A 16,431-nucleotide genomic window follows, 5' to 3' on the forward strand; every position below is an offset into this window, starting at 1 on the left:
ATGGTGGCCCGTCGCGCCGACATCTCGGCGATGCTCGAGATGCTCCCGCCCTTCGCCGTGCGGGTCGCCGCCACGCTGCGGCTGTCCGACCACATCGCCGACGGTCACACCGGGCTCAAGGCACTCGCCCGGGCCGGCGGAGCCGACCCGGACGCGCTCGGCCGGCTCCTGCGCTACCTGGTCCAGCTCGGCCTCTACACCGAGCCCGAGCCGGGCACGTACGCGGTCACCCCGGCCGGCCGGATGCTCGCCACCGCCCACCCGTCGGGCCTGCGGGCCTGGCTGGACCTGGACGGGCCGGGCGGGCGGATGGACCTGGCGCTGGCCGGGCTGCTGCACGCGGTGCGCACCGGCGAACCCGGCTACGACCGGGTCCACGGCCGCTCCTTCTGGGACGACCTGGCCGCCGACCCGGCCCGCGGTGACGCCTTCGACGCGCTGATGGCCGGCAAGTCCCGGCGCGTCGCCGCCGACCTGGCCGCCGTGGTGCCCTGGCACGGCACTCGGCACCTGGTCGACGTGGGCGGCGGTCGCGGCGCCACGATGATCGCCGTCCTGGGCGCCCACCCCGGTCTGCGCGGCACCGTGTTCGACCTGCCCGGGCCGGCGGCCGGGGCGCGCGCCGCGGTGCGGGAGGCGGGCCTGGCCGACCGGTGCGACGTGGTCGCCGGCAGCTTCCTCGACGCCGTGCCCGAGGGCGACACCCACCTGCTGTTCGACATCCTGCACGACTGGGACGACGCGACCGCCGCGGCGATCCTGCGCCGCTGCGCCGCGGTGAGCCGCCGGGTGCTCGTGGTGGAGGACATCCCGGCCGGCGAACCGGACCGGTGGTCGGTCGCCGCCGACCTGAAGATGCTGACCCTCTTCGCCGGCCGCCAGCGCACCGCCGCGCAACTGGCGGCGCTGGGGGCGGTGGCCGGCCTGCGGGCCGTGCATCCGGCCGCGCCGGTGGCGCTGCCGGGCGGGTTCGCCTACGTCGAGTTCCGGCCGGGCGCCGGGGAAGGGGGTACGCCGGCATGAGCGGCTCCGAGCCCGCCGGGCACGTCCTGGTCACCGGCGCCTCCCGGGGCATCGGCCGCGCCGTCGCGGTGCACCTGGCCGGTCTGGGCTACGACGTCACCGGCTGCTACCGGCGCGACGGCGAGGACGCCGAGGCGGCCGAGGCGGAGGTCGCCGCCCACGGCGTGCGCTGCCTGTTCCAGTCCTGCGACGTGTCCGACCCGGACGCCGTCGAGGACCTGGTGGCGCTGGCGGAGAAGAAGATCGGCCCGCTGACCGGGCTGGTGAACAACGCCGGCATCACCCGGGACGCCCCGGCCGTGCTGATGCGCGCCGACCAGTGGCGGGACGTGCTGGACGTCAACCTCACCGGCACCTGGAACCTGTGCCGCACCGTCGGGTTCCACTTCCTCAAGCGGCGGGCCGGTGACATCGTCAACATCTCCTCGGTCGCCGGTGTGTACGGCAACGCCGGTCAGACCAACTACGCGGCGGCGAAGGCCGGCATCATCGGCCTGACCCGCTCGCTGGCCAAGGAGATGGCGCCCTACGGGTCGCGGGCCAACGTGGTCGCGCCCGGGTTCATCGACACCGACATGACCTCGGTGCTGCCGTCGAAGTCGCGCGCCAAGGCGCTCGCCGCCATCCCGCTGGGGCGCTTCGGCGTACCGGACGACGTGGCGCCGCTGGTGGCCTTCCTGCTGTCGCCCGCCGCGTCGTACATCACCGCCCAGGTCTTCCACGTCGACGGCGGGATCGTCCTGTGACGCCCGTGCCGTGCCCGACCGACCGTCGTACCAGGAGAGGAACAGTGTCATGTCGGACAAGCAAACCCACCTCGAGGAGCTGCGCGAGCTGGTCGCGGAGGTGCTCGAGGTCGAGCCGTCGGAGCTGACGGACACCGCCGACTTCCAGGACGAGTACGAGGCCGACTCGCTGCGGGCGATCGAGATGCTGGCGCGGATCGAGAAGCGCTACAAGGTGGAGATCCCGCAGCGGGAGCTGGCGGGGATGGAGAACCTCAAGGCGGTGTACGAGATCACCGCCACCTACGCGGGCTGGGACAGCTAGTGCGATGAACCGTGTCGTGATCACCGGCGTCGGGCCGGTCTCCAACATCGGCATCGGGGCCCGCGCCTTCGAGCAGGGGCTGCGCGAGGGGCGCGTGGGTGTCGGGCCGATCCGCAGCTTCGACACCACCGGCTTCCCGCGCACCATGGCCGGTGAGGTCCGCGACTTCGTCCCGGCGGACCTGCTGCGCCGGCTCGACGTCGCGGCGTGGGGCCGCTCGTCCCTGTTCGCGGCCGCCGCGGCCCGGCTCGCGGTGCGTGACGCCGGCCTGGACGCGGCGCTCGACGCCGGTGCGCTGGCACCGGACCGGGTCGGCGTGGTGGTCGGCACCACCAGCGGTGAGTCGAAGCTGACCGAGGAGTTCGGCCGGCGGGTGGTCGACGCCGGGTTCGCCGCCGTGGATCCGGCGCTGCTGGCGGGGTTGCCGGCCGGGCGGCTGGCCTTCGCCGTGAACGAGGAGCTGGGCGTGACGGGTGAGTCGGTGACGCTGGCGACCGCCTGCTCGGCGAGCAACTACGCCATCGGCTACGCGTACGACGCGATCGCCGCGGGCGACGCCGAGGTGATGCTCACCGGCGGCGCCGACTCGGTGTGCCGGTGGGCGCACGCCGGGTTCGTGCGGCTCGGTGCCGTCGCCGAGACCGCCTGCGCGCCGTTCGACCTGAACCGCTCCGGCATGGTCACCGCGGAGGGAGGCGCGATGCTGGTGCTGGAGTCCGCCGACCACGCCGCCGCGCGTGGTGCCCGGCCCTACGCCGAGGTGCTCGGCTACGCGCTGAACTGCGACGCCAGCCACATGGTCGCGCCGAACGCGGCCACCATCGCCGCGTGCATGCGCCTGGCCTTCGACAACGCGGGGATCAGCCCGTCGGACGTCGACTACGTCTGCGCGCACGGCACCGGCACCGCCGCCAACGACGCCACCGAGGCGGAGGCGCTGTTCGAGGCGTTCGACGGGAAGGTGCCGCCGGTCAGCTCGATCAAGTCGATGCTCGGCCACACCATGGGCGCGGCGAGCGCGTTCGGCGCGATCGCGTCCGCCGTCGCCATCGCCCGGGGGTTCCTGCCGCCGACGGTGAACTGGGCGTCGCCGGACCCGGCCATGTCGTGGCTCGACCCGATCCCGAACCGGGCCCGCCCGGCGCCGGTACGGGTGGCTCAGAACAACGGCTTCGCGTTCGGCGGCAACAACGCCATCGTCCTGCTCGGGGCGCCGTCGTGACCGCGTTGACGATCGCCGGCTGGGGCGTCGTGGGCCCGGCCGCGGACGGCCCGGAGGCGCTCGCCACGGCGCTCGGCGCCGCGCCGCAGCCGGTGCCGGTCGCCGGCATGTACGCCGACGAACTACCGGACGCGCGGGCGTACGCCCTGGTCGGCTTCGACGTCAAGGCGCACCTGCGCCGCCGCGGCACCGCCTTCTTCGACCGGCGCACCTCGCTGACCGTGGTCGCCTGCGGCCGCGCGATCGAGGACGCCGGGCTGGTGGTGACCGACGACAACCGGGACCGGATCGGCATCGTCACCGGCACCACCGCCGGCAGCGTCAAGTCGAGCGTGGACTACGCCGCGGAGACGTTCACCCAGCAGCCGCCGTACCTGGTGAACCCGGCGCTGTTCCCGAACACCGTGATGAACTGCGCGGCCGGTCAGTCGGCCATCTGGTACAAGCTGCACGGCCCGAACGCCACCGTCGCCGGAGGACCGCTGGCCTTCCTGACCGGGCTGCGCTACAGCGCGAACCTGTTCCGGCGGGGCCGTGCGGACGTGCTGCTCGCCGCCACGGTGGAGGAGTTCACCCCGCACGCCGCCTGGACCGTGCGGCGCACCGGCGGGACCGTCGCCGGGGAGGGCGGCGCCGCGTTCGTGTTGCGCCGCGAACCGGACGGGCCGGCCGACGGCGCCGTCCTCGCCGTGCGGGTCGGCTTCTGCCCGGCCGGCCAGTCCCGGCCCGCCGCGCTCTCCGCACTCGTCCGGGCGACGCTGGCCGAGGCCGGCGTGGACGGCGCGGACGTGACCACTGTCGCCTGCGGCCGGCGCGGCGACGCGCGCGACGACGCCGAGGTCTGGTCGGCGGTGGACGACGGGCTCGGCGGGCGCTCGCCGGCCGAACGGCTGCACGTCGACGACGTGGTAGGGGACTGCCAGGCGGCGACCGGGGCCTGGGAACTGGCCGCGGTGCTCGCCCGGCACCGCGCCGACCCGGGCCGCGACGGCGCGTACGCGCTGCTCGTGGCGCGGACGCCGGAGGGCGGCGTCGGCGCCGCGGTGGTCCGGGGCCGGAGCCGGCGATGATCCCACCGCGACTGCACGGCCTCACCGCCGACGATCGGGACGCCACTGCGGCCGACGGCGACGGCCCGGTCGCGGTGTTCGTGCACGGCATGGAGGACGACTGCCGGGGCTGGACCGCGCTCGCCCGCAGCCTCGGCCCGCAGTGGCGGACGCTGGCGATGTGCGTGCCCTGGCACGCCGGCAACGACTACTCCTGGCGGTACGCCGGGCGGCCGGGGGAGTGGGTGGCGGCCGGGCTGTCGAAGCTGCCCGCGCCACCGACCGTCCTGGTCGGGCACTCCTTCGGCGCCAACGCGATCCTGGAGCTGCTGGCCACCAGCCCGCAGCCGCCGGCCCGCTCGGCGGTGCTGACCACGCCGTTCTACCGGCCGCACGACGCGCCGGTGACCTGGCGCGCGTTCGACAGGTCGCGGCGGATCTTCCAGCGCCAGATCAGCGACGGGCTGCGCTCGCGGCTGACCGCCCGCAAGACGTCACTGGAACCCGACATCCTCGAGTCGATGCTCGAACGGGCGTGGGAGCGCACCGGCCCGAGCGCGTTCCTGGCGGTCTTCGAGCAGTACCTGGCCAGCGGCCACCTGCCGGTGCAGACGGTGGAGATCCCGGTGCTGGTGGTCGGCGGTGAACGCGACCCCGGGCTCAACCGGGACCACCTGCGGGCGCTCACCGACCGGCTGCCGCTGGGCCTGCTCGCCTGCGAACCCGACTACGACCACTTCTGCCACCGGCGGCACGCCCACCGGCTCGGCCGGTCGATCGACCGGTTCGCCAGGTACGGCACCGACGCGGAGAGGCCGGCCCGATGACACCGAGGACACAGCCGCGCGTGCACTTCTCCTTCCGCAGCCCGTTCAGCTGGCTGGCGATCACCGTCCTGCGCCGGCGGGTACCGGACCTGGACGACCGGGTCACCTTCGTGCCGTTCTGGAACCCGGACGCGGTCACCGAGGCGGCGCTGCGGGAGCGTGGCGCGGAGCTGCACTACGCCCCGATGAGCAAGGCGAAGCACCTCTACATCCTGCACGACACGAAACGGCAGGCGGCCCGCGTCGGCGTGCCGATGCGCTGGCCGATCGACGACGACCCGTGGTGGGAGCTGCCGCACCTGGCCTGGCTGGCTGCCCGCCGCGCCGGCCGGGCCCGGCAGTTCTACGAGGCGGCGTGCGCGGCCCGCTGGGAGCGCGGCGAGGACATCTGCACCGTCGAGGCGGTCGAGCGCATCGCCCGGGAGGCCGGGCTCGACCCCGGACCGGCGGCCCGGGCCACCGACGACCCGCTGATCCGGGCCGAGGCGGTCGACTGCCTGGAGCAGGCGTACCACGACGACATCTTCGGCATCCCGTACTTCCGGATCGGCCGACACCGGTTCTGGGGCCTGGACCGGGTGGACGACTTCGTCGCCGAGCTGGAACACCCCACCCCGGTGCGGCGGCCCGCCCCGGCCGGCGCGGCCCGGCGGATCGGGGCGTACGACACCGACACGGCGGGAGGCTGCGGATGACCGCGAGCGCACGGGAGTCGGCGCGACTGTTCGACCCGTTCGACCCCGCCGTCCTGGCCGACCCGTACCCGGCCTACGCGCGGCTGCGCGACCACGACCCGGTCAGCTACCTGCCCGAGTACGACGTGTGGATGGTGACCCGGTACGACGACGTGGTGGCCATCGCCCGCGACCCGGCCCGGTTCTCCTCGAAGATCGGCATGAGCCCGGACTTCGCGGTCGCCGGCGGCCCGCAGACCGGCGTCAGCTACCGCATCGGCGCGCCATCGGTGCGGGTGCTCATCGCCACCGATCCGCCCGAGCACCAGATCTTCCGGCGCGCCGTGGCCGGCGCCTTCACCCCCGCCTCGGTGACCGCGGCGACGCCCCGGATCCGCGCGCTGGCCCGCGAGCGCGTACGGGTGCTGCGGGAACGCAGCGAGGCCGGGTGCGGGGACTTCTTCACCGACCTGGCCGAGCCGCTGCCGGTGCTCGTGCTCGCCGACCTGCTCGGCGTGCCGGCGGACATGCACGAGGAGTTCCGGGACTGGTCCACTGTCATCACCAAGGACCTCGACCAGGCGTCCGGGCCGCCCCGGGTGGGCCGGGGGATCGAGATGTTCCGCTACTTCAGCCGTCAGCTCCGCCGCGCCACGCCCGGCCGGGCGAACCTGTTCGACGCGATCGCCACCGCCCGTTCCGCCGGGGTGTCCGAGCAGGAGCTGCTGGCGTTCTGCGCGTTCCTGCTCGTCGCCGGCATCGAGACCACCACGAACCTGCTGACCAACCTGATGGCCGCGCTGCTGCGTTTCCCCGGGTTGCAGGACCGCATCCGCGACGACCCGGGCCTGGTGCCGACCGCCGTGGACGAGGCGATCCGCTACGACACCCCGGTGCAGGCGCTGTGGCGGGGCACCCGCGAGCCGGTGGAGCTGCACGGCCGCACGCTGCCCGCCGACGCCCGGGTGCTGCTGGTCTGGGGCGCGGCCAACCGCGACGGCCGCCGGTTCGACCAGCCGGACGAGTTCCGGCCGGACCGCCGCCCCAACGACCACGTCGGCTTCGGCGCGGGCCCGCACTTCTGCCTCGGGGCGCGGCTGGCCACCGCCGAGGTCGCGGCGGTGCTGCACGAGCTGTTCGCCGCCGCGATCCGGGTGGAGCCGGCCGGGGAGCCGGTGCTGACCCGCAGCCTGGTGCTGCGCGGCCGGACCAGCCTGCCGGTGCGGTTGGTGCCCCGGTGACCCCGCCCGACCGCGACCCGGTCGTCGTCGAGGCGGTCCGCACCCCGATCGGCCGCCGCCGGGGCGCGCTCAGCGGCGTCCACGCCGCGGTCCTGCTGCGCCACGTGCTGCTGGCCGTGCTGGAGCGCACCGGCGTCGCACCCGCGGACGTCGACCAGATCATCGGCGGCTGCGTGACCCAGGTCGGCGAGCAGGGCCTCAACGTGACCCGCAACGCGTGGCTGTCCACCGGACTGGACCACCGGGTCGCGGCGACCACGGTGGACGTGAGCTGCGGCTCGGCCCAGCAGGCCAACCACCTGGTCGCAGCTCTCATCCACGCCGGGGCCATCGACGTCGGCATCGCCTGCGGGGTGGAGTCGATGAGCCGGGTGCCGGTGGGCAGCAACTTCACCGGTGCGGCCGACTTCCGCACCGAGGACTACCCGTGGGACGACCCGCCCCGGCTGCAGTTCGGCGGGGCCGAGCGGATCGCCGCGCGCCAGGGGCTGACCCGGGGCGAGCTGGACACGTACGGCCTGCGCTCGCAGCGGCGGGCCGCCGCGGCCTGGGCCGCCGGGCACTTCGACCGCGAGGTCGTGCCGGTGCCGGTGCCCGGCGGCCCACCGGTCGCAGTCGACGAAGGGCTGCGCGCCTCCACCCCGGAAGGGCTGGCCGCGCTGCGCCCCACTGTCGACGGCGGCCTGCACACCGCCGGCACCACCTCGCAGGTCTCCGACGGCGCCGCGGCGGTGCTGTGGATGTCGGCCGGCCGGGCCCGGGCGCTCGGCCTGCCGGCCCGCGCCCGGCTGACCCACCAGGTGGTGACCGGCGCCGACCCGTACTACCTGCTCGACGGCCCGGTGGAGGCCACCGGCCGGATCCTCGCCCGGGCCGGGATGAGCCTCGGCGACATCGACAGGTACGAGGTGAACGAGGCGTTCGCCGCAGTGGTGCTGTCCTGGGCCGGGCGCCTCGGCGCGGACCTGGACCGGGTCAACGTCAACGGCGGGGCCATCGCGCTCGGGCACCCGATGGGCGCCACCGGCGCCCGGCTGGTCACCACCGCGCTGCACGAGCTGGAACGCACCGGCACGGAGCTGGCCCTGATCACCATGTGCTGCGGCGGCTCGCAGGGCACCGCCTCGATCCTGCAGCGCTGCTGACTGGCACACACGTACCCGGCCGGACCGCAGTGGAGGGAGCACCAGGATGCGGATGGGAGTGTTCGTCGGCGACTTCACCGGCCCCGGCGGGACGGCGGCGCTGGGCGAACGGCTGGCCGCGTTCGCCGTACGGGCCGAACGGGCCGGCGCGGCGAGCCTCTGGCTCAACGACCACCTGTTCCAGATCCCCATGTTCGGCGGCGAGGACGACCCGGTGCCGGAGTCCTGGACGGCGCTGGCGTTCGTCGCGGCCCGGACCAGCCGGATCGAGCTGGGCACGCTCACCACCTCGGCGACGTACCGGCACCCGGGCGTGCTGCTCAAGACCGTCGCCACGCTGGACGTGCTCAGCGGCGGGCGGGCCTGGCTCGGCATCGGGCCGCCCTGGCACGAGCGGGAGCAGCGGGACATGGGCATCCCGGTCGGTTCGTGGCCGGAGCGCTTCGCCCGGCTGGAGGAGATCCTGCGGCTGACCCGGCAGGTGTGGGACGGCGACACCGCCCCGTTCGCCGGCGAGCACTACCGGCTCGACCGGCCCCGGCTGTGCCCGCCGCCGCTGCGCCGCCCGCCGATCCTGGTCGGCGGCGCGCACGAGCGGCGGGTGCTGCGGCTCGTCGCCCGCTACGCCGACGCCTGCAACCTGTTCGAGGCGGGCGGGCTGCCGATGCTGCGGCTCAAGCTGGACCTGCTGCGGCGCAACTGCGAGCAGGCCGGCCGCCCCTACGACGACATCCTGCGGACCACGTTCGGCGCGCTGCGCGCCGAGGACGTGGCCGAACCGCGGGCGGCGCACCGGCGGTTCCAGGACCTCGCGGAACTCGGCGTCGACGTGGCGGTCGTGGACCTGGGCGCGGACGCCGACGAGCGCCGGTTCGAGCTGTTCGCGGCGCTGGCCGAGGCGGTCGCGCCGCTCGGCCGCACCCAGCCGGCCGCTGTGCCGGCGCACATCGTTGTTCCGGCCGTACCGGCGTTGGCAGACTGACCCGGCGACGGCCGATCCGCACGCGTGTCGAATGTGGAGGAACGTCAAATGACCTCGACCACCCCCGTGACGATCGACGCCCTCAAGGCGGCCCGGGAACTGGCGCCGACGATCGCGGACCGGGCCGCCGAAGGCGAACGCCTCGGCTGCGTACCCCCCGATCTGCTGGACCGGATCTCCCGGGCCGGGCTGATCGACCTGATGCTGCCGCAGGCGTTCGGCGGCCTCGAACTCGACCCGATGGCCGTGGTGGACGTCATCACCGAGCTGTCCCGCGCGGACGGCTCGGTCGGCTTCACCATCCTCAGCCTCAACGCCACGTTCTTCGTCGCCTGGCTGGAGCCGGACGTCGCCCGCTCGGTGCTGGCCGACCGGCCGCGCGCCATCGCCACCGTGTTCGCGCCGCTGGGCAAGGCGACGCCGGATCCGGGCGGCGGGCTGGTCGTGGACGGCCGCTGGCCGTTCAACAGCGGCTGCCGCAACGCCTCCTGGTTCGCCAACGGCGTGATGGTGATGGACGGCGACAAGCCGGCCGTCGTCCCGCCCGGGCGCCCCGACTGGCGGCTGGTCTTCGTCCCGGCCGCGGACGTCGAGGTGCTCGACACCTGGGACGTCGCCGGGCTGCGCGGCACCGGCAGCAACGACGTGCGCATGAGCGGCGTACGGGTGCCGCCGGAGTACACCGCGAACCCGATCTTCGAGTCGGCCAAGCTGGACGGGACCATCTTCCGCTGGTCCTTCTTCGCACTCATGGGCGTGCTGTTCGCCGGCTTCCCGCTGGGCATCGCCCGGCGCGCGATCGACGAGTTCGTCACCGTGGCCCCGCACAAGTCGCGGGGCAGCCGGCCGCTGGCCGAGGAACAGTCGGTCCAGCTGACCGTCGCGCGGGCCGAGGGGCAGCTGCGCTCCGCGCACGCGTACGTGCAGGACACGCTGGGCCGGGCGTGGGACCGTACGCTCGCCGGCGACGAGATGACGATGGACGACCGGGTCGCGGTCCGGCTGGCCACCGGCAACGCCATGCGCGCCGGGACCGCCGCCGTCGACTCGATCTTCCGGCTGGCCGGGGGCAGCGCCCTCTACAACCGGTCGCCGCTGCAACGCTGCTGGCGCGACATCAACGCCGGCAGCCACCACGGCTACTTCTCCGAGTACCACGAGACCCGCGTGGGCCGGGCGCTGCTCGGCGTGCCGGTGCCGGACCCATGGATGATGTGACGACGGACGGGCGCCGGCCGTGGACCGGCAGGTGGATCTGGTGCCAGGACACCGGCATCCGCCGCACCGGCGAGTTCCAGAGCATCCCGGAGGTCGACGAGCGGGTCCACGACCGGCGGGTGCTGTTCCGGCGCGAGTTCACACTCGACCGGGTGCCCGGGCGGGCGCCCATGCGGATCACCGCCGACTCCCGGTACGTGCTGTGGGTCAACGGGGTGGAGCTGGCCCGCGGCCCGGCCCGCAGCCATCCCCGCCGTTTGCTCCACGACACCGTCGACGTGGCCCCCGCGCTGCGTCCCGGCGTCAACGTCGTCGGGGTGCTGGTGCGCTTCTACGGCGAACCGACCGCCTGGTGGATGCCGGCGGTGCCGACGTTCAGCCACGGCGCCGGGGTGCTCGTCGCCGAGGTCGACCTGCCCGGCGGCGTCCTCGGCACCGACCGGACCTGGCGCTGCCGGGTGAGTGACGCGTGGACGCGCCAGCGCCCGTCCGGTCTCGGCCAGGCCCGCCCGGAGGTGCTCGACGGCCGCCGGCTCGACCCGGACTGGCTGCGGCCCGGCCACCCGGACGAGGGCTGGTCGGCGCCCCGCGTGGTCACCGCCCTGCACCTCGGGGGCATCGGCCGGGCGGTCCCGCCCACCGACCCGTACGGGCCGATGCCGCCGCGTGTCACCGCGCCGCCGGCCGTGACGCCGAGGATCCCGGCAGAGCTGCGGCGGCACCGGCCCGGCATGCCCGGTGAGCCGGTGACGCTACCCCTGACGGTCGACCTGGACGCCGGGTCGCCGGAGGTGCTCACCGCCGACTTCGGCCGGGTCGTCGCCGGCACGCTCGCGCTGCGGCTGACCGGCCCGGCCGGCGTGGTCGCCGACGGTTCGCTCGGCGAACGCCTGGACGGCGAGGGCGCGCCGGCACCGTCGAGCGCCGCGTTCTCCTACACGCTGCGCGGGCACGCCGACATGTTCGAGACCGCCGACCCGGGCGGCGGCCGGTACGCGGTGCTGCGCCTGACCGGGTCCGGCCGGGTCACGGTGGACGCCGTCACCGTGACCGAACGGCTGCGCCCACGACCGGCCGGCCCGTTCTTCACGTGCAGCGACCCGCTGCTGGACGAGATCCACCGGGTCGGCCTGCGGACCGTCGACCTGACCGCGCAGGACGCGTACATCGACTGCCCGACCCGGGAGCAGCGGGCCTGGACCGGCGACTCGGTGGTGCACCAGGCCGTCGACCTGGTCACCAACCCGGACTGGCGGCTGGCCCGCTGGCATCCGCGCCTGGCCGCCGTCCCCGGCCCGGACGGGCTGCTGCCGATGGCGGTGGCCTGCGACTTCGAGCACCGCGCCACCACCACCATCCCGGACTGGTCGCTGCACTGGATCCGGTCGGTACGCAACCTGTGGTGGTGGGCCGGCGACCGGGACGAGGTGGCCGCGCTGCTGCCGGTGGCCGAGGGCGTGCTGCGCTGGTTCGCCGAGTTCGCCCGCGACGGGCTGCTCACCGACGTCACCGGCTGGGTGCTGCTGGACTGGGCCAGCGTGCAGGGACGCGGCGCCGGCGCGGTGCTCAACGGGCTGTGGGGGCGTGCGCTGACCGACTTCGCCGAGATGGCCGCGTGGCTCGGCGACCACGGCCGGACCCGCTGGGCGCGCGCGCAGCACCGCCGCCTCGCCGAGGCGTACCGGATCTTCTTCGACCCCGCGCGTGGCGGCTACCGGGACTGGGCGCGCGACGGCGTGGCCGCTCCCGGCCTCAGCGACCACGCCGCCGCGGCGGCAGTCGTCGGCGGCCTCGTTCCGGCCGCTTCGCGGGCCGCGGTGCTGCGGTTCCTGCTGGCGCGGGAGGACCGGGTGACCAGCGCGTGGTCCTTCGGCGTCATGCCGCTGCGGGCCGCGATGGGCCCGCCGCAGCCGGACTGGGACGTGGACCGCCAGGTGGTCGCGGCACAACCGTTCTTCCGGTACGTGGTGCACGACGCGGTCGCCGCGCTCGGCGGCGCGGAGCACGTGGCCCGGCTGTGCCGGGACTGGCGGGCGCTGCTGACGGAGGAGACGGACACCTGGCCGGAGACCTGGTCGGGCGGCTCGCTCTGCCACGGCTGGTCCGCCACGCCGAGCCGGGACCTGCCGCTGTACACGCTCGGCGCGGGCCCGGCGGCACCCGGCTTCGCCCGGGCCCGGGTCGCACCGCGCCTGGGTGACCTGGACTGGGCGCGCGGGGCGGTGCCGACGCCGCACGGCCCGCTCACCGTCGACGTGGGCACGGAGGTGACGGTGGAGTCCCCGGTGCCGGTGGAGATCGACGTGGGCGGCGTCCGGCACCACCGGCCGCCCGGCCGGTGGACGGTCCCGGCGGGACGGGCTCACGACCGGGACCGCCCCGGCGCTGCGGTGACGGCATGACCGGCGAACCGGCGGGCGCGCGGACCAACGGCACCAAGCTGACCGTCGCCAACGGCCGGCGGCCGGCCACCGACGCCGCCCCGGCCGCGCGTACCGTCCCCGTGGAACGGGCCGACGCGCTGCTGTCCGCCGTCGCCGACCTGGTCGGACCGCGCGCCGACCCGCTCGGCGACGCGCTCGCCGCGGTGCTCGACGCGGCCCGCGACCTCGTCGAGGTGGCGGCCCGGTGGCCGGCCGGCTCCACCCCGGGGGCCGAGTCGCACGAGCGCCTCCGGCAGGCCCACGGCAGCGCCCGCGCCGCGTGCAGCGTCTGCTGGTACGCGGTCGTCGAGGTGGGCGACCAGGTCCGCCGCGCGGACGGCGGCCGTCCGGCTCAGTAGCCGGGCGGGGCCGTGTAGCCGCCGGTCAGCTCGTGCACCGCCGCGGCGAAGGCCAGCGTGCCCCGGTCACCCCAGCGCGGCCCGATCACCTGCACCCCGACCGGCAGCCCGGCCGCGGTACGGCCCACCGGCACGGCGGTGGCGGGCAGCCGGGCCAGGCTCGCCAGGCTCGCCCACACCAGCTGCCCGGCGTACGGCGCCGGCCGGCCGTCCACTGTGAGCTGCCGGGCCAGCGGGGGAGCGTCGGTCTGGTGCGGGTACGCCGGAAGCGGCGCGGACGGGGTGATCACCAGGTCCACCCGCTCGAAGACCGCCTGCCACGCGGCGGCCGACCGCGCCTGCCGCTCGGCGCTGCGGTGCCAGGCCCGGTACGGCTGGGCGAGGCCCCGGGCGAGCCGCACCACCGGGCGGTCGTCGTCGGGGCGCGCCCGGCGGGCGATCCGGGCCAGCTTGGCGAAGTCGGCGTCGGAGAAGTCGGTGCTGAGCACACCCAGCAGCAGTTCCAGGTAGATCTCGTACGACTCGTAGAACGGCCGGGGCGGCCGGAGCCGGTCCTCGACGAGCGCGCCCGCGCCGGCCAGACGCGCCACGAACTCCCGGAGCACCCGCAGCGTCTCCCGGTCGGTGCGCATCAGCGGGTTGTCCAGCCAGACCGCGATCCGGCAGCCGCTGATCCGCCGCGTCGCCGGGGGCGCCGGGGGCAGCGTCCCGCCCGGTACGCCGCCCGCGTCGCCGCCCACCAGCACGCCCAGCGCCAGGTCGAGGTCGGCCGGGTGCCGGGCCATCGGGCCGACAGCGCCCAGCGGCGACGCACCGAGCGTGCCGGGCGGCCCGGGGATGTGCCCCCGCGTCGGCACCGCCGAGAAGGTCGGCAGGTGGCCGTACACGCCGCAGAAGTGGCTCGGCAGCCGGATCGACCCGGCGATGTCGCTGCCCAGTTCCAGCGGGGTGAGGCCGGCCGCGAGCGCGGCGGCGGAGCCGCCCGAGGACCCGCCGGCGGTGCGCCCGGGATCCCACGGGTTACGGGTCAGCCCGTACACCGGGTTGTCGGTCTGGAAGTCGCCCGCGTACGGCGGCACGTTCGTCTTGCCGACCACGACGGCGCCGGCGGCCCGCAGCCGGGCGACCGCCTCCGCGTCGCGGTCCGGCCGGTGCCCGGCCAGCTCGGGCGCGCCCGCGGTGGTCACCAGACCGGCGGTCTCGAACACGTCCTTCACCGTCATCGGCAGGCCGTGCAGCGGGCCGCGGGGCTCCCCGGCGGCGCGTGCCCGGTCGGCGGCTGCCGCCGCCGCGAGCGCCCGGTCCCGGTCCACCGCCACCACCGCGTTTACCGCCGGGTTGAGCCGCTCGATCCGGTCCAGGTGGGCCCGGACCAGGTCGGCGCTGGACACGGCGCCGGCGTCGAGGGCGCGCAGCAACGCGGTCGCGCTCACCGTGGCCAGTTCCTCCATCGCACCTCCCGGCCGCACCCGCGCCGACTGCGCCGGCCGCACGGGCTGGGTACGGTCGTGGCACCGTACCGCCCGGCCGGTCGACTGCGGACCGGTCGCAGTTGCGCGGCGTCCTGAACGCTTGTGCGGCGGCGGCGCGGCGGGCGACGCTGCCGGGGACACCGCGAGCGTGCTCCGGGCGGGCAACGGGCCTCGTTACGGGGCGGCCGCCGCAGCGTCCACGCGTGCATCCGTGGCGATCGTCGCCTGCCCACAGGGGAGACTGGCATGACTTCCGCTCCGACCAGGTCGACCACCTCGAAGACTCCACCGGGGTCGAACGCGCCGCGGTTCGTACAGACCGCGTCGTTCGTCCGGGGTCCGATCGACTACCTCGACCAGAACCACCGCAAGTACGGCGACATCTTCACGGTGTCGCTGATCGGCATGCCGCCGATCGTGTACGTCGCGAACCCGGACCTCGCCCGCCAGGTGTTCGCCACCGACCGCAGCGTCGGCAACGCCGGCCGTACCCGGCAGGACTTCCTGCAGCGGATGGTGGGCGACTACTCGATCCTGGTGCTCGACGGCGACGAGTGGCTGCGGCAGCGCAAGATGATCGGGTCCGCGTTCCACACCCGCTACCTGCAGAGTTACCAGGAGGAGATCCGCCGCATCGCGGTCGAGTCGGTCGCCACCTGGCCGGTCGGCACCCCGTTCCCGGTCCGGCCCAAGATGCAGACCATCGCGCTGGACGTGCTCCTGCGCGTCGTGTTCGGCATCCGCGACCTCGAACGGGTCGCCCAGCTGCGGGAGATGCTGCCCCGGCTGACCGCGTCGGCGTCCAGCATGGAGACGCTGGCGTTCGTGCTGTCCCGCTCGGCGTGGGCCGGCATCGAGCCGATCTTCCGCAAGATCCCGGGCAGCGCGGCGGCCCGGTTCACCCAGGCGCGCGCGGACTGCGACGCGATCCTCTACGACGAGATCCGGCGGCGGCGGGCCGAGCCGGACAACGCCGAGCGCAAGGACATCATGTCCCAGCTGCTGCGTGCCGCGGACGACCAGGGCACGCCGATGACCGACCTGGAGCTGCGCGACGCGCTCATGACGCTGCTGGAGGCGGGATACGAGACGACCGCCGCGGCGATGGCCTGGGTCTTCGAGCGGCTCGTCCGTCACCCCGACGTCTACCGGCGACTGCTGGAGGAGACCAAGGACGGCGACGAGACGTACCTGGAAGCAGTCATCAAGGAGACCATGCGGACCCGGCCGATCGTGCCGGTGATGCCCCGGGCGCTGTCCGGCCCGCTGGAGATCGGCGGCTACACCGTGCCGGGCGGCTGGTGGGTCGCGCCGTCGGTGCCGCTGCTGCACGGCCGGGAGGAGTCGTTCGAGTCGCCGGAGGAGTTCCGGCCGGACCGGTTCCTCGGCGAGGACGTGCCGAAGTCGGCGTTCCTGCCGTTCGGCGGCGGCCGGCGGCACTGCCTGGGCGCGCAGTTCGCCATGATCGAGATGAAGGCGGTCATCCCCGAGGTGATCAAGCGGATGGACCTGCGCCGCCCCGACGGCGCCGGTCCGGAGGCGCAGAAGACCTCGCACGTGCTGCTCACCCCGTCCGAGGGGGCGACTGTCGTGGCCGAGCCGCGTAAGCAGGCGGCGAGCGCCTGAGACGTACCGATCGACCGGGCCGGCCCTCGACGAGGGCCGGCCCGTCCCGTGTCGGCGGTCGGCCCGGGACCGCGCCCGACGGCCCCCGGAGCGCGCCTGACGCCGCGACCGTGCGCCCGG

Annotated in this window: 15 protein-coding genes; 14 read left to right on the plus strand and 1 reads right to left on the minus strand. The window is 75.3% G+C overall.

Annotated features, from left to right (window positions below; all coding sequences use genetic code 11):
* The 13 genes from IRY44_RS09480 to IRY44_RS09540 are packed head-to-tail and all read left to right on the plus strand — an operon-like array spanning position 1 to position 13,213.
* Positions 1-1,023, plus strand: a complete 1,023-nt coding sequence (locus IRY44_RS09480; RefSeq protein ID WP_194800056.1) for a methyltransferase — start codon at positions 1-3, stop codon at positions 1,021-1,023.
* Entirely contained in the window at positions 1,020-1,769 is a 750-nt protein-coding gene (gene fabG / locus IRY44_RS09485; protein ID WP_194800057.1) for a 3-oxoacyl-[acyl-carrier-protein] reductase, read from the plus strand. Before IRY44_RS09480 ends, fabG begins: the two co-directional genes overlap by 4 nt.
* 49 nt (positions 1,770-1,818) lie before the next feature.
* The gene (locus tag IRY44_RS09490) at positions 1,819-2,073 is read left to right on the plus strand and encodes an acyl carrier protein (RefSeq protein ID WP_135239705.1); all 255 of its coding nucleotides are present in this window, start codon (positions 1,819-1,821) and stop codon (positions 2,071-2,073) included.
* A gap of 4 nt (positions 2,074-2,077) precedes the next feature.
* Positions 2,078-3,295 carry a beta-ketoacyl synthase gene (locus IRY44_RS09495; RefSeq protein ID WP_194800058.1) on the plus strand — a complete coding sequence of 406 codons (1,218 nt, stop codon included), beginning with the start codon at positions 2,078-2,080 and terminating at the stop codon, positions 3,293-3,295.
* Entirely contained in the window at positions 3,292-4,365 is a 1,074-nt protein-coding gene (locus IRY44_RS09500; protein ID WP_194800059.1) for a beta-ketoacyl synthase N-terminal-like domain-containing protein, read from the plus strand. The genes IRY44_RS09495 and IRY44_RS09500 overlap by 4 nt, the downstream gene beginning before the upstream one ends.
* Positions 4,362-5,171, plus strand: a complete 810-nt coding sequence (locus tag IRY44_RS09505) for an alpha/beta fold hydrolase (RefSeq protein WP_135239708.1) — start codon at positions 4,362-4,364, stop codon at positions 5,169-5,171. Before IRY44_RS09500 ends, IRY44_RS09505 begins: the two co-directional genes overlap by 4 nt.
* Positions 5,168-5,866: a 2-hydroxychromene-2-carboxylate isomerase gene (locus IRY44_RS09510; RefSeq protein WP_194800060.1), complete on the plus strand. Its 699-nt coding sequence runs from the start codon at positions 5,168-5,170 to the stop codon at positions 5,864-5,866. The genes IRY44_RS09505 and IRY44_RS09510 overlap by 4 nt, the downstream gene beginning before the upstream one ends.
* Positions 5,863-7,086 (plus strand): cytochrome P450, encoded by a 1,224-nt coding sequence (locus IRY44_RS09515; protein WP_135239710.1) that lies wholly within the window; start codon positions 5,863-5,865, stop codon positions 7,084-7,086. Before IRY44_RS09510 ends, IRY44_RS09515 begins: the two co-directional genes overlap by 4 nt.
* The gene (locus IRY44_RS09520) at positions 7,083-8,231 is read left to right on the plus strand and encodes a steroid 3-ketoacyl-CoA thiolase (protein ID WP_194800061.1); all 1,149 of its coding nucleotides are present in this window, start codon (positions 7,083-7,085) and stop codon (positions 8,229-8,231) included. Before IRY44_RS09515 ends, IRY44_RS09520 begins: the two co-directional genes overlap by 4 nt.
* Positions 8,232-8,277: 46 nt before the next feature.
* The gene (locus IRY44_RS09525) at positions 8,278-9,213 is read left to right on the plus strand and encodes a TIGR03560 family F420-dependent LLM class oxidoreductase (protein WP_194800062.1); all 936 of its coding nucleotides are present in this window, start codon (positions 8,278-8,280) and stop codon (positions 9,211-9,213) included.
* 48 nt (positions 9,214-9,261) lie between these two features.
* The gene (locus IRY44_RS09530; RefSeq protein WP_135239713.1) at positions 9,262-10,431 is read left to right on the plus strand and encodes an acyl-CoA dehydrogenase family protein; all 1,170 of its coding nucleotides are present in this window, start codon (positions 9,262-9,264) and stop codon (positions 10,429-10,431) included.
* Complete coding sequence (locus IRY44_RS09535) at positions 10,419-12,833, plus strand: alpha-L-rhamnosidase (protein WP_194800063.1); 2,415 nt, start codon at positions 10,419-10,421, stop codon at positions 12,831-12,833. Before IRY44_RS09530 ends, IRY44_RS09535 begins: the two co-directional genes overlap by 13 nt.
* Positions 12,830-13,213 (plus strand): hypothetical protein, encoded by a 384-nt coding sequence (locus IRY44_RS09540; RefSeq protein ID WP_194800064.1) that lies wholly within the window; start codon positions 12,830-12,832, stop codon positions 13,211-13,213. The genes IRY44_RS09535 and IRY44_RS09540 overlap by 4 nt, the downstream gene beginning before the upstream one ends.
* Here IRY44_RS09540 and IRY44_RS09545 read toward each other — a convergent pair.
* Positions 13,207-14,664 carry an amidase gene (locus IRY44_RS09545; RefSeq protein WP_194800065.1) on the minus strand — a complete coding sequence of 486 codons (1,458 nt, stop codon included), beginning with the start codon at positions 14,662-14,664 and terminating at the stop codon, positions 13,207-13,209. The two genes, IRY44_RS09540 and IRY44_RS09545, sit on opposite strands and share 7 nt — an antisense overlap.
* Before the next feature lie 267 nt (positions 14,665-14,931).
* On the opposite strand from IRY44_RS09545, the gene IRY44_RS09550 reads away from it, so the two are divergent.
* Positions 14,932-16,311: a cytochrome P450 gene (locus IRY44_RS09550; RefSeq protein WP_194800066.1), complete on the plus strand. Its 1,380-nt coding sequence runs from the start codon at positions 14,932-14,934 to the stop codon at positions 16,309-16,311.
* Positions 16,312-16,431 lie beyond the last annotated feature (120 nt).

The organism is Micromonospora sp. ANENR4 (assembly GCF_015354395.1).
Classification (GTDB): Bacteria; Actinomycetota; Actinomycetes; order Mycobacteriales; family Micromonosporaceae; genus Micromonospora; species Micromonospora aurantiaca.

Excerpts from the sequence above, each read along its gene's own strand:
- IRY44_RS09505 (WP_135239708.1), top strand. The coding sequence starts at position 4,362 with ATGATCCCACCGCGACTGCACGGCCTCACCGCCGACGATCGGGACGCC.
- IRY44_RS09515 (WP_135239710.1), top strand. The coding sequence starts at position 5,863 with ATGACCGCGAGCGCACGGGAGTCGGCGCGACTGTTCGACCCGTTCGAC.
- IRY44_RS09495 (WP_194800058.1), top strand. The coding sequence starts at position 2,078 with ATGAACCGTGTCGTGATCACCGGCGTCGGGCCGGTCTCCAACATCGGC.
- fabG (WP_194800057.1), top strand. The coding sequence starts at position 1,020 with ATGAGCGGCTCCGAGCCCGCCGGGCACGTCCTGGTCACCGGCGCCTCC.
- IRY44_RS09525 (WP_194800062.1), top strand. The coding sequence starts at position 8,278 with ATGCGGATGGGAGTGTTCGTCGGCGACTTCACCGGCCCCGGCGGGACG.
- IRY44_RS09545 (WP_194800065.1), bottom strand. The coding sequence starts at position 14,664 with ATGGAGGAACTGGCCACGGTGAGCGCGACCGCGTTGCTGCGCGCCCTC.
- IRY44_RS09550 (WP_194800066.1), top strand. The coding sequence starts at position 14,932 with ATGACTTCCGCTCCGACCAGGTCGACCACCTCGAAGACTCCACCGGGG.
- IRY44_RS09490 (WP_135239705.1), top strand. The coding sequence starts at position 1,819 with ATGTCGGACAAGCAAACCCACCTCGAGGAGCTGCGCGAGCTGGTCGCG.
- IRY44_RS09540 (WP_194800064.1), top strand. The coding sequence starts at position 12,830 with ATGACCGGCGAACCGGCGGGCGCGCGGACCAACGGCACCAAGCTGACC.
- IRY44_RS09535 (WP_194800063.1), top strand. The coding sequence starts at position 10,419 with ATGGATGATGTGACGACGGACGGGCGCCGGCCGTGGACCGGCAGGTGG.
- IRY44_RS09510 (WP_194800060.1), top strand. The coding sequence starts at position 5,168 with ATGACACCGAGGACACAGCCGCGCGTGCACTTCTCCTTCCGCAGCCCG.
- IRY44_RS09530 (WP_135239713.1), top strand. The coding sequence starts at position 9,262 with ATGACCTCGACCACCCCCGTGACGATCGACGCCCTCAAGGCGGCCCGG.
- IRY44_RS09480 (WP_194800056.1), top strand. The coding sequence starts at position 1 with ATGGTGGCCCGTCGCGCCGACATCTCGGCGATGCTCGAGATGCTCCCG.